The organism is Nocardioides lianchengensis (assembly GCF_900101465.1).
GTDB lineage: Bacteria > Actinomycetota > Actinomycetes > Propionibacteriales > Nocardioidaceae > Nocardioides > Nocardioides lianchengensis.
Genome location: NZ_FMZM01000013.1, coordinates 24,564 through 37,328, shown reverse-complemented (window position 1 = coordinate 37,328; position 12,765 = coordinate 24,564). Strand labels below are relative to the sequence as shown.

General features: G+C 72.4%; 8 protein-coding genes. 4 read left to right on the top strand and 4 right to left on the bottom strand.

Annotation, left to right across the window (positions count from 1 at the left end):
- The first annotated feature begins 245 nt into the window (after positions 1-245).
- Positions 246-1,811 carry a peptide chain release factor 3 gene (locus BLT76_RS20890; RefSeq protein ID WP_090860246.1) on the top strand — a complete coding sequence of 522 codons (1,566 nt, stop codon included), beginning with the start codon at positions 246-248 and terminating at the stop codon, positions 1,809-1,811.
- Between the two features lie 54 nt (positions 1,812-1,865).
- Complete coding sequence (locus BLT76_RS20885; protein ID WP_090860245.1) at positions 1,866-2,378, top strand: flavin reductase family protein; 513 nt, start codon at positions 1,866-1,868, stop codon at positions 2,376-2,378.
- Here BLT76_RS20885 and BLT76_RS20880 read toward each other — a convergent pair.
- Positions 2,330-2,536 carry a hypothetical protein gene (locus tag BLT76_RS20880; protein WP_090860244.1) on the bottom strand — a complete coding sequence of 69 codons (207 nt, stop codon included), beginning with the start codon at positions 2,534-2,536 and terminating at the stop codon, positions 2,330-2,332. The genes BLT76_RS20885 and BLT76_RS20880 overlap by 49 nt on opposite strands.
- 67 nt (positions 2,537-2,603) lie before the next feature.
- Positions 2,604-6,173, bottom strand: a complete 3,570-nt coding sequence (locus tag BLT76_RS20875) for a glycosyl hydrolase (RefSeq protein ID WP_090860243.1) — start codon at positions 6,171-6,173, stop codon at positions 2,604-2,606.
- Between the two features lie 378 nt (positions 6,174-6,551).
- Between BLT76_RS20875 and BLT76_RS20870 the strand changes: the two genes are divergently transcribed.
- Positions 6,552-7,454, top strand: coding sequence for a LysR family transcriptional regulator (locus BLT76_RS20870; protein WP_170867185.1), 903 nt, complete (start codon positions 6,552-6,554; stop codon positions 7,452-7,454).
- A gap of 64 nt (positions 7,455-7,518) precedes the next feature.
- On the opposite strand, the gene BLT76_RS20865 is transcribed toward BLT76_RS20870, so the two are convergent.
- Both BLT76_RS20865 and BLT76_RS25920 read right to left on the bottom strand, forming a co-directional pair.
- The gene (locus BLT76_RS20865; protein ID WP_090860241.1) at positions 7,519-8,874 is read right to left on the bottom strand and encodes an exonuclease/endonuclease/phosphatase family protein; all 1,356 of its coding nucleotides are present in this window, start codon (positions 8,872-8,874) and stop codon (positions 7,519-7,521) included.
- A 100-nt stretch (positions 8,875-8,974) separates the two neighbouring features.
- Positions 8,975-10,339: an exonuclease/endonuclease/phosphatase family protein gene (locus BLT76_RS25920; protein WP_170867184.1), complete on the bottom strand. Its 1,365-nt coding sequence runs from the start codon at positions 10,337-10,339 to the stop codon at positions 8,975-8,977.
- A 105-nt stretch (positions 10,340-10,444) separates the two neighbouring features.
- Here BLT76_RS25920 and BLT76_RS25915 point away from each other — a divergent pair, with 105 nt between their 5' ends.
- Entirely contained in the window at positions 10,445-12,538 is a 2,094-nt protein-coding gene (locus BLT76_RS25915) for an acyltransferase family protein (RefSeq protein ID WP_170867183.1), read from the top strand.
- Positions 12,539-12,765 lie beyond the last annotated feature (227 nt).

Below are 12,765 nucleotides of genomic sequence, written 5' to 3'. Positions count from 1 at the left end.
GGTCACGCACGACGCCCCGGCACGAGGCGTCAGGACCCGGCCGGGGCTGCGAGAACCGCGGGACCGACCGGAGGTGCGTGGGGTGGTGACCGGCTGCGCCGCCCGAAGAGCCGAGGGCGCGGACCACCTCTCCTGTTGTCGAGGGTACCAACGCCCCCGTCGCCCGGGCGAACCGGTGGGACGGGCCGCCGGCTCGGCGTCTTCTCAATGTCGTCACGCCCCGCGCCACGGGTTAGGTTCGCCAGGTGCCCGACAGCCGCCCCCGCCGTACCTTCGCGGTGATCAGCCACCCCGACGCCGGCAAGTCCACCCTGACCGAGGCCCTGGCCCTGCACGCCCGGGTGATCACCGAGGCCGGCGCCGTGCACGGCAAGGGCGGGCGCCGCGCCACCGTGTCGGACTGGATGGACATGGAGAAGGCCCGCGGCATCTCCATCACCTCCGCGGCCCTGCAGTTCGTCTACCGCGACCACGTCGTCAACCTGGTCGACACCCCCGGCCACAGCGACTTCTCCGAGGACACCTACCGGGTGCTCTCCGCGGTCGACTCGGCCGTGATGCTGGTCGACGCGGGCAAGGGACTGGAGCCGCAGACCCTCAAGCTGTTCAAGGTCTGTGCGCTGCGCGGCATCCCGGTCATCACCGTGATCAACAAGTGGGACCGCCCGGGCCTCGCGGCGCTCGAGCTGATGGACCTGATCGAGCAGAAGATCAAGCTCCGGCCGACGCCGCTGACCTGGCCGGTCGGCGAGGCGGGCGACTTCCGCGGGGTGCTGGACCGTCGTACGGGCGAGTTCGTGAAGTACACGCGCACCGCCGGCGGCGCGACCCGCGCGCCCGAGAAGCGGATGCCGGCGGGCGAGGTCGACGAGGCCGACCGGCCGGTCTGGCAGGACGCCGTCGAGGAGCACGAGCTGCTCGAGGCCGACGGGGCCGACCACGACCAGGAGCTCTTCCTCGCCGGTACGACGACGCCGGTGATGTTCGCGTCCGCGCTGCAGAACTTCGGCGTGGCCCAGCTCCTCGACCTGCTGCTCGACCTGGCGCCGGCCCCGCACGCGACGCCGGGCGTCGACGGCTCGGTCCGCGAGGTCGAGGACGAGTTCAGCGCCTTCGTCTTCAAGGTGCAGTCCGGCATGAACGCCGCCCACCGTGACCGGCTCGCCTACGCCCGGGTCGTCTCCGGCACCTTCGAGCGCGGCATGGTGGTCACCCACGCGACCACCGGCAAGCCGTTCGCGACCAAGTACGCGCAGGCGGTCTTCGGCCGCGAGCTCTCCTCGATCGAGGAGGCCTCCCCCGGCGACATCATCGGCCTGGTCAACGCCCAGGCGCTGCGCGTCGGCGACACGGTGTACGTCGGGGAGCCGATCGAGTTCCCGCCGGTGCCCTCCTTCGCCCCCGAGCACTTCATGGCCGCCTCCGCGGCCGACGTCGGGCGGTTCAAGCAGTTCCGCAAGGGCATCGAGCAGCTGGACCAGGAGGGCGTCGTCCAGGTGCTCCGCTCGGACCTGCGCGGCGACCAGAGCCCGGTGCTGGCGGCGGTCGGCCCGATGCAGTTCGAGGTCGTCCAGGAGCGGATGACCAACGAGTTCAACTCGCCGATCCGGCTCTCGCGGGTCGACTACTCCGTGGCCCGCCGTACCGATGCCGAGGGCGCCGCCGCGCTGGCCGGCGGCCGGGGCACCGAGGTGCTGCAGCGCTCCGACGGCACCTACCTGGCCCTCTTCGTCGACCAGTGGCGGGCCTCCGCCACCGCCCGCGACAACCCCGACGTGATGCTGGAGGAGCTGCCGGCCGGCGGTGCGTGACCTCGCGCACGTCGACTGGACCTCAACCGCGGTTGAGCTCCTAGCCTCAGGTCCATGGCGTACGACGAGCTGCCCGACCGGTTCCGCTCCGGCTTCCGCCGGCACGCGGCCGGGGTGACCATCGTGGCTGCGGCCACGCCGACCGGTCCGGTCGGCGCCACCGTGTCCAGCGTGGCCTCGGTCAGCGTGGAGCCCCCGCTGCTGTCGTTCTCCCTGCTGCGGTCGAGCACCACGGCCGGTGCCCTGGTCGACGCCGGACGGCTCGTCGTCCACCAGCTGGCGGCGGACCAGGTGGAGGTCGCCGCCGCCTTCGCCTCCCGGACGGCCGCCCGGTTCACCGCGGAGCAGGGGTGGAGCCGGGCGGCCGACGGGACGCCGCTGCTGGCGGGCGCGACGGCGTCGTACGGCGGGCGGGTGGAGCAGGTCATCCCGGCCGGCGGGTCCTGGCTGGTGCTGCTGCGCGTGGACGACGTCACGCTCGGCCCCGAGGCCGCGCCGCTGCTCCATCACGACCGGCGCTACTGGTCGGTCGCACCGGTCGTCGAAGGGGCCGAGCGCGTCGGCTGAGCCGCCCCGTCACGGGTCCCGGCCCGCAGGAACTCCTCGAGCACGAAGCGCGGCAGCGAGCCCTGGTCGGCGAGCACCAGGCCGGCCTCGCGCGCCCAGCGGCGCACCTCCGCCGGGTCGCACGCCGCCCGCAGCTCGGTGTGCGGGATGCGACTCATCGCCCGCCCTCCTCCTCGACGCGACAGGGGCGGCGACCGGGATCCCCGGCCGCCGCCCCCTGGTCGGTCAGCGCCGCGCGCGGACCTTGACCCTCACCGCGGTCGCCCTGCTCGGCGCCACCTGGGCGTCACCGAGGTAGGACGCCGCGATTCGGTAGGTGCCGCGCCGCAGCTTCGGCAGCCGGACGGTGACCACCCCGCGGTCGGCCGCCCGCAGCTTCACGGTGCGGACGACGGCACCGTTGCGGGTCACCCGCACGGTCCCGGTCGGTCCGGCCAGGCCCGGGGCGGCGACCCGCACCGTGACTCGGACCGCCTGGCCCGCCGTGATCTTCCGCGCGCTCAGCGCGACCCGGGCGGTAGACCCCAGCCGGGCCACCGTCGCGGTCCGCGAGGCCGCGACCCCCGGCCCGTAGCCCGCCTTGGTGGCGGTTACCCGGACGGCGAGCGCCCGACCGGCGTCCGCCGTCACGACCCGGTACGACGACCCGGTCGCCCCGGCGATCGGCGTACCGCCGCGCAGCCACTGGTAGGCGAAGCCGACGCCGGCGACGTCCCAGGTGCCCGGGTCGGCGGTCAGGGTGCGACCGACGACGGGCGTGCCGGTGACCCGAGGTGCCGTCACCGCCGCCGGGCTGGTCGCGGCGAGGGGCGAGACGTCGAGCGTCAGCGGACCGACGAGACCGGCATCCTGCGGAGCGGCCATGGAGTACTGGCCGTTGGCGTTGGTCGCCGCCGGGAAGTAGCGGTTCTTCTTCCGCGGCGTGACGGCGATCTCGACCTGGTTGGCGCCGGCCTTCAGCAGCGACGTGACGTCGAGCTCGTACGGCGCGAAGATCACGCTGCCCGCGTCCTGGCCGTTCACCGTGACCCGGGCCGCGGTGTGCACCTCGCCCAGGTCGAGCACGTAGCGCCTGCCCTTCTCGGGGGTGACGTCGACCGTCGCCCGGTAGACGCCGTCGGACACCACCGAGCGCAGCGTGCCGCCCTGGTAGGTCGCGTCCTTCCAGTTGCCCAGCACGTTCTCCGTGAACGTCTGCGTCTGGACCGGACCGCCGAGCACGCCGTCGAGGTTGTCGTCGGAGACGGTCAGCGACTGGGCGGTCACGGGCAGCGTCGAGGCCGGCGCGACCCGGTCCACCCCGTCCGGGAGACCCGGGGTGAGGTCGGCGGCGGGGATGGTGACCCCGGCCGGCTCGGCCAGCAGGGCGATGCCGTTGCTGGGCTTGGACGGCGTCGAGCCGCGGCCCAGCGGGTCCTTGCCCGGGTCGAGGGTGAAGGTCACGGCGCCGTCGCGGACGTCGGCGTCGTGGATCTCCCCGGTCTTCTGGTCCAGCCAGTAGAAGTTCTCGTACTTCTCGTCGGCGCGGACGGTGATGGTGTTGGCGGTCGTGCTGGTGTTGCGCAGGTAGGTCAGCTCGCCGCCGTCGTCCAGAGTGCGGCGGGTGAAGCGCACCTCGGTGTTGGTGTCGTAGGTGAGCTCGGGGGTGACGACCCGCTTCAGCGTCGAGGCCAGCGAGGCCTCGCTGGTCGGGTTGTACGCCGCGTCCCCCATCAGCAGGACCTGGTTGGCGAGCGTGGCGACCTGGCGGTCGAGGGCGGCGTACCGGCCGTCGGCGTACCCGGCCTGCGAGTTCGGCAGGGCTCCGTAGAAGACGATCGGCGCGCCCTGCTCGGCCAGCCGGAGCAGGCTCTGCATGGTCTCGACCGGCACCGTCGAGGTGTGCACGACCAGCGCGTCGTACGACGCCTTGCCGCCGTTGACGCTCAGCCGCCCGTCCGCGAACGTCGTGTCCGCGGCCTGGATGCTCTTGTCGTTGATGACGTCCCAGGCGTAGCCGTTCGCGTTGAGCGTGGGCGTGGCGCCGGTGGCGACCGCCCGGGTGTTGTACGGCGCGTAGACCGCGACGTCGCGGCTCGGGTCGCCCTGCTGCATCAGGTAGTTCAGCCGGGACGCGTAGGCGTTGAGCTGGCCGAAGTACGGCGCCAGCGTGTTGTCCTCGGTCATGTTCACGCCGATGGTCGGGAAGGCCGCCCAGCCGTTCTCGCCGTACTGCGCGCTGCCCTTGCCGTAGGGGTAGCTGAGACCGTGGTAGAAGAAGTTGTTCACGCCGCCCGTGGCCATCAGGTCGAAGCCGACCCTCAGGGTGTCGAGGGTGTTCTGCATCGGCGTCAGGCCGAGGGTGAACTGCTCCGCGGTGACCAGGTTCCGGTCGTGCAGGTTGGCGCCCGACGACGCGGTGATCAGCCGGTACTCGTCGTGCTGCTCGTCCTCGGGGATGTCGACGTACTCGGCCGAGCCGATGACGTCCATCGGCGGGTTGTAGGCCTGCTGCCGGAAGAGCAGCCCGTGCGAGTTGCTGCCCTTCTGGAAGCCGCGCAGACCCTCGGCCATCTTCACGCCGACGAGCGTGCGGTAGTCGGCCAGGATCCGGTTGGTCGTGGCGCTGTCGGTCGTGTAGGTCAGGTAGGAGTCGGCCGAGCCGCCCATGGTGTTGGGCCGGTAGGCCGCCGTGTTCAGGTTCTGGCGGTAGACCGTCGGCAGGTACTTGCTGAAGTCGTAGCCCAGGCCGTTGTGCTCGGCGTCCTTGGCCAGCGCGGAGATGCCCTCGTTGTAGTAGAGGTCGGTGTGCAGCTCCAGGCTGTCGTTGAACAGCGCGCGGACGTTGTCGTACGTCGAGACGATCCGGCTGAGGTTGGCCTCGCCCACCCACTGGTTGACGTAGCGCAGCGTCTTGGCCGCGTCCATGTGGTCGACGGTGAACCAGTCCGGCCGGGCCGTCGTCGTCCCGGCCCCGCTGGCGCCGGCGGGCAGCGACCAGAGCGCCACGACCTCGTAGCTGTCCCCGTCGGCCATCGCGGCCGTGACGGCGGGGTCGAGCCGGAACGAGGTGCCGCTGATCTCGCTGGCGTCGACGAAGTGGCTGTCGTTCACGTCCAGGGTGACCCGCTGGTCCCAGACCGTCGCGCCGTCGTCGAACAGGCGGGCGTCACCGGTGACCGCGCCGGCGGTGCCGGTGCGCTTGGCGACCACGACCCCCTGCAGACGGGCCAGCTCGGGGGCGAACCTCGGGGTCACGGCGGCGCCGTACTGGAGGCTCTTGGTCAGGGCGGGTACGGCGATGCCGCCGGCCTTCACCTGTGCGCCGGTGAGCGTCGCGCGGCCCAGCGAGAGGTTGCCCTCGCTGTCGGCGATGGTCGTGAACTGGCTGTTGGCGTTCCAGCCCGAGCCCATGTTGAGGTCGACGGTGATGCCGAGCTCGTCGGCCTTGGCGACGGCGAACTCCAGCTTCTCGTAGAACGCCGGCGTGTAGATGTCCTGCAGTTGCGCGTCGGGCACGTTCGGCACGACGCGGTAGGGGTTGATCTCCACGGTGCCGAAGCCGTGGGAGGCGAGGTACTCCAGCTGCTCGGCGAGCACGTCGGTCTCGATCGACCCGCCGGACCACCACCACCGCACCCCCGGTCGGTAGGTCATGTCGGGAGTCGAGAACTCGTCCGCGGAGATGCTGGACGAGGCGCCGTCCGCTGCGGCGGACGCAGCGGGAGTGCCGGTCGTCGTCGCCAGGGTGATCGAGCCGAGGCCGACCACCGCGGTGGCCGCGAGGGAGACCGACCGCTTGCGGAGCCGCCTCATCGAGCGCCGTCCTGGTTGAAACGCATCACAGTTCCTCTTTCCGTGCGCACCTGCTCGGGGCAGGGCTGTCCGGCCCGTCCACCTGCTGGTGAAGGGCAACCGTCGGTCCGCACCTCGAGCTGGGACCGGGAGGGTTCACGTCTGGACGTGCCGATCTTGAATCGTTTCACGTGACGTGACGCACAACTCTCGCCCGAGAACTGTGACGACCGCAACACTCCCCGCCGGCGAAGTCGGTATGGGCTGCATGGCGTTCGCTTATAGGTGCACGTCAGGGCGCTGCGGGCGCGGGACGGGCGCGGAGCCTGCCGTCCGACGTCGTCCGGTGGTCTCGACCACGGCCCGGCCGGGTCGTCGGCCCTCGCCCATAATCCGGTGGTGGGCACCTACCGGAACCTCGACCTGCACCTGCTGACGACCCTCGACCACCTGCTGCGGGAGCGCTCGGTGACCGGCGCCGCCCGGCGCCTGGGGGTGAGCCAGCCCGCCGTCAGCTCGTCGCTGGCCAAGCTCCGCCGCCACTTCGACGACGAGCTCCTGGTGCGGCACGGCACCCGGTACGTCCTGACCCCGCTCGCGACCGGCCTCGCGGCCCGCACCCCGGCGGCGCTCGCGGAGATGCGCAGCCTCTTCGACCTGGCGGACGCCTTCGACCCGGCCACGACGACCCGGCGCTTCGACCTGGTCACCTCCGACTACCTGACCACGGTGCACGGTGCCGCGATCGCGGCGCGGGTGGCCAGCGAGGCGCCCTCGGCCGTCCTCCGGTTCCTGCCCATCGCCTCCAGCACCCTGACCGAGTTCGACGGCCAGCTGCTCGGGGTCGACGGCCTGGTCCTCCCCCGGGCCTCGATCCCGGACTACCCGTACGTCGACCTGGTGCCGGACGAGTGGGTCCTCGTCGGGTCGGCCACCGGCGCCCACACGGCCACCCCGCTGACCGAGGAGGCGCTGCGCGGCGCGACCTGGGTGGCCTTCCGCCTCCAGCAGGGCGGGCACATCCCTCCCGTCGAGTCGCTGCACGGGCGCGGGATCGAGACCCGCACCGAGATCGTCACCGGGGACCTGGTCAGCGTGCCCTTCCTGGTCGCCGGGACCGACCGCCTCGGCTTCGTGCCCCGGGCCCTCGCCGAGCTGATGGCCGACGCCGCCGGGACCGTGGTTCTGGACTCGCCCGTCCCGCTCCCGCCGCTGACGATGACCATGCTCTGGCACCCGGCGAAGGAGCTGGACGCCGGCCACGCCTGGCTGCGCGACGTTCTCGCTACCCTGGCCCCCTGACCCGTCACTCAGGACCCCATTTCCGCGGCGTGTCGGTCGCAGATCGACGGGTCGGCGTCGGACCTCAGGCCAGCGGCATCTGCGCGACCTGCATGAAGTGGTCGGAGGCGATGCGGGACGGCTTGCGGTAGATCTGGTTGCGGTAGCCGCACGACCCCTTCACCGGCCCCAGCGACAGGATGTAGTCGCGGCGCAGCGGGGTCTTGTACAGCGGGAACTTCGAGTCCTGCGTGGTGGGGAACTTCGATCCGGAGATCCGGGTCGTCGCGTAGGCGTCGTAGTAGCCGGCGCGCATCAGCATCTGGTGCACGTTGTTGGACGGCTTGGTGTTGTTGGTCGAGTTCAGGTCGCCCGCGAGGAAGACCTGGCCGCCGAAGCGCCGCTGCAAGCCACCCAGGACCTCGATGGTCTTCCGGGTCTGGCGCGCCCGGATGCGCCACTCCTTGACGCTGCCGACCACGCCGACGCGCAGGTGGTTGGAACTCAGCACGAACGGCGCCTGGTCGCCGCGCACGGACTGCAGCCGGGCCCAGGCGATGAGCGAGTCCTTCTTGAACCCGGGGTCGACGATCCGGGCCAGCCCGGCGTCGAGCTTGCGGTACTTGCTGGCGTCGTAGAAGACCCGGGTGCCGACCAGGCCGGGGACGCGACCCTTCGGCGGACGGTAGGCGTCGTCGCTGAGCGCGTCGACCCAACGGGCGCCCTTGTCCGGGTCGGTGGCGTTGAGCCGGTCGAGGATCCACTTCTTCTGCGGTTTCTTGCCGAAGCCCAGCCGTTCCGACCCGCTCGCCTCCTGGATGGCGATCGCGTGCGCGCCGCTGCGCAGGATCTCGCGGATCGCGTTCGGTCCGCGGTGGGTCCAGTTGCGGCGCGGGCCGAGGTTGCGGTCAGCCGCCCAGGTCCGGACGTTGAACAGGCCGATGGTCACCTGGTCGCGCGCCGCCGCCGTGCAGCGGCTGGTGATCGGCGCCTGGATCCATTTGGTCTGGCTCGCGGTCTTGGAGCCGTTGCGGCGTACGCCGTAGACCTTGACGAAGGAGTAGTTGCCCGAGGCCGGAGTGGCGCCGACCGCCCGGTCGACGACGAGGGCGCTGCGCTTGCGGCTGACCCGGTAGGCCTTGACCTGGGTCCGCATCTGCCGTCCGGGGCTGACCAGCACGGTGTAGCGCTTGAACTGCTTGGCCCGGCTGCGGTCCCAGCCCACCCGGATCCGACCGTCAGCCGTCGCGGCCAGGCGGACCTTCAGGTTGCCGGCGCCATTCGGCAGGCTGCCCGAGCGGGTGCCGGTGGGATTGGTGTTGCGGCGCTCGGCGGCGTCGGACGCCCCGGCGGGAGCAGCCAGCAGGGTGCTCGTCAGGAGTACGACGACCCCGGCGACGAGCGCCCGCACGGGACGGACGGAGGTGGGACGGGCGGACATGGGCTCTCCGGTTCCGAGACGGTGGCGCGTACGCCGGACGGACTGCGCAGGTACCCGTCGTCGTACCCCGGAAACAGCCCGTAGGGGTGAACCGAGCGCCTCAGAGCGGCGGCAGCGGCAGGACCGCGACCTGCAGGAAGTGGTCGGAGGCGACCCGGTCCGCGCTGGCGTAGGTCTGGTTCCGGTAGCCGCAGGAGCCCTTCGCGGTGCCCAGCGACAGGAGGTAGTCGCGGCGCAGCGGCGTCCGGTGGACCGGGAACCGCGAGTCCTGCGTCGTCGGGTACTGACCGCCGACGATGCGGGTCGTCGCGTAGGCGTCGTAGAAGCCGGCGGCCATCAGCGCCTGGTGGACGTTGTTGGACGGCAGGGTGCCGCTGGTGGAGTTCAGGTCCCCGGCCAGGAAGACCTGGTCGCCGTACGCCTGGCGCAGCGCGCGCATGACGGCGATGGTCCGGGCGGTCTGGCGGGCCCGGATGTGCCACTCCGTGGTGCTGCCGACGACGCCGACGCGCAGGTGGTTGGAGGTCAGGACGAAGGGCGCCTGGTCGCCGCGGACCGACTGCAGCCGGACCCAGGGGATCAGCGAGTCCTTGTCGAAGGCGGGGTCGATGATCCGCTCCAGGCCGGCGTCGAGCGCGTCGTACTTGCTGGCGTCGTAGAACACCCGGGTGCCGACCAGGCCGGGGACGCGGCCCTCCGGCGGCCGGTAGTACTCGTCGTCGACCGCGTCGACCCAGTGCGCGCTCGGGTCGGGGTCGACCTCGTTGAGTCGGTCGAGGACCCACTGCTTCTGGGGCCGGTCGCCGAACCCGACCCGGGTCGAGCCGCTGGTCTCCTGGATCGCGATCGCGTGCGCGCCGCTGCGGAGGATCTCCCGGACGACGTTGTCGCCACGCCGGGTCCAGTTCCGGCCGGGACCCAGGTGGCGGTCGGCCGCCCAGGTCTGCATGTTGAACGACGCGAGGATGACCCGGTCCCGCGCGGCGGCCGTGCACCGGCTGCCGAGCGGCGCCTGGATCCACTTGGTCTGGCTGGCCGTCGCCCCGCCCCGGCGCAGGTGGGCGACCACCCTGACGAAGGAGAAGTTGCCCGACGCGGGAGTGGCGCCGACGGCCCGGGGCACGACCAGCGAGCCCCGGGTGCGACCGACCCGGTACGACCGCACCTGCGCCTCCATCCGACGCCCCGGGCTGACCTGGACGACGTACCACTTGAGCTGCCGGGCCCGGCTGCGGTCCCAGGTCACCCGGATCCGGCCGTCGGCGGTCGCGGCCAGTCCGACCCGCAGATTGCCGACCCCGTTGGGCGGGCTCCCGGCGGCCGTGCCGGTCGGATTGGCGGTCCGGGCCGCCTGGGCGACCGACGCCGGCCCCTGTCCGCCGAGGACGGCGACGAGTCCGGCCACGAGGACGGCGACCGTCGCGACGACGGCCCGGGGACGGTGGCGGGCGGGGCGTGCGGGCATGGGTGCTCCGGGCAGGGCGGTGGGAGGACCTCTCCTTCTTCGGCCGGTCCGGCCGATCGCGCAGGGTTTTCTCGAGGGTGGGCTCGCCGGTTAGTGTTCCGGCGCGTGAGTGCCGTGAGCCGCCATCGGGAGAGCCCGGCCACGTCGAAGGGCTTTAGGCCCGACATCGAGGGCCTCCGGGCCGTCGCCGTCCTCTCGGTGCTGATCTACCACGCCGGGCTGGCCTGGGTCCCGGGCGGCTACGTCGGCGTCGACGTCTTCTTCGTCATCTCGGGCTTCCTGATCACCTCCCTGATGGTGCGCGAGGTCGAGCGACGGGGCCGGCTCGGGCTCGCCGACTTCTGGGCCCGGCGCGCCCGCCGGCTGCTGCCGGCGAGCACCCTGGCGCTGGTCTTCAGCGCCGTCGTCGCGCTGGTCTGCCTGCCGGTCAACAACCGCAAGGACTTCGGCGGCGACATCGTCTCGGCCGCCCTCTACGTCGTGAACTGGCGCCTCGGCGCGCGCGAGGTGGACTACCTGGCCGAGAACGTCGGGTCGTCGCCCGTGCAGCACTACTGGTCGCTGGCCGTCGAGGAGCAGTTCTACGTCGTCTGGCCGCTGCTGATCGCCGCGGTGGTCGCGCTCGCGCGGGCGCGCTGGCGCACCGGCCTGCTGGTCACGATCACGGCGATCTCGGTCGCCTCCTTCGTCTTCAGCCTGTCGTACGCCGTGGCGCAGCCCGGCCTGGCCTTCTTCGTCTCCACCACCCGGATCTGGGAGCTCGGGGTCGGCGCGCTGCTCGCGATCGCCTTCCCGACGCTGGTGCGCCTGCCGTCGGCGCTGCGCGCGGTCCTCGGCTGGGCGGGCCTGGCCCTGATCGCCTACAGCGTGCTCGAGCTCGGGTCCACGACCGTGTGGCCCGGGACGGCGACCCTGATGCCCGTCCTCGGTACGGCGGCCGCGATCCTGGCCGGCGGCGGTCTCACGGTGCGCTGGGGGCCGGGTCTGCTACTCGGCCTGCGCCCGGCGGTGTGGATCGGCGGGCTGTCGTACTCCCTCTACCTGTGGCACTGGCCGTTCCTGGTCGCCGCGGAGGGGCTGTGGGGCCACCTCCGGGTCCGCGAGGGCCTGCTGGTCGTCCTGGCGTCCGCGATCCCGGCCTGGCTGTCCTACCGCTACGTCGAGACGCCGTTCCGGCACCTGCCCCGCTTCGCCCTGCCGCGACCTGCGCTGCTGGCGGGCGCCGCCGGAATGGCGGTCTCGACGGTGGCCGGTCTCGCGCTGGTGGCGTCGTTCTCCCTGGTCGACACCGTCGACGAGGCGTCCGCCGACGAGGCGATCGGGGCCCGTGCGCTTCAGGACCCGCGCTTCGCCGACACCGACTGGGCGGCCCTCAGGTCGGTCGACGCGATGCGTCCCTCGCCGCTCGACGCCTACACCGACTACCCCGGCATCAACACCGACGGCTGCGTGGTCAAGCGCGAGACCGAGGCCTACGAGACCTGCGAGTACGGCGACCCCGACGCCGAGCGCACCGTGGTCCTGGTCGGCGACTCAAAGGCCGCACAGTGGTTCAGCCCGGTCCGCACGATCGCCGAGGACGCGGGCTGGCGCCTGGTCGTGGTCGCCAAGAACGGCTGCCCCTTCGCCGCCTCGACCCTGCTGAAGGACAACAAGCGCAACCCCAGCTGCGAGTCCTGGCAGCCCTGGGCCCTGCAGACCATCGAGGACCTCGACCCGGACGTCGTCGTGACCGTCACCCGGCACAGCCAGGCCCTGCCCCCCGGTGGGACGTCGACCGACGACTACACCCAGGCCGCCATGGTCGACGGGATCGTGGAGTACTGGGAGCAGCTGGTCGGCGACGGCATCACCGTCGTCCCGATCCTCGACACCCCGCCGCCCGTCAGCGCGACCGTGCCGGACTGCGTCCAGGAGCACCTCGACGACCTCACGCAGTGCGTCTCGCTGAAGGAGCGGAGCGTCCCCCGCTCGGGAGCGCCCCGCCAGCTGGAGGCGGCCCGCCGCGTGCCCGAGGTCAGGATCGTCGACATGTCCGACGTGCTCTGCCCCGACGGCGTCCGCTGTCCCCCGGTCATCGGCAACGTGCTGGTCTACCGCGGCGGCAGCCACCTCACCGACACCTACGCTCGGTCGGCGACCTCCGCCCTCTCCGCGCGGCTGGCCCGGGCCACCGACGGGCTGCTCGGCAGCGCGTAGCGGGCGCGCTGCGCGCGGATCGTGGCAACGCGCCGAGGTCGCGGTGAACCGTCCACCTGCCGACCCAGCAAGACGGTGGGCAGCTCACCGTCCACCCGCACCCATTTCGTTCGCAGCCCCACGAGCCGACCGGGCCGGCGCGCGGGCCGCGCGGGCCGGCGGTGACCTGTCCACCGATCTCCGACCAAAGTCGGTGGCTGCCACACCGCCGACTCGGCGGGTCGTCG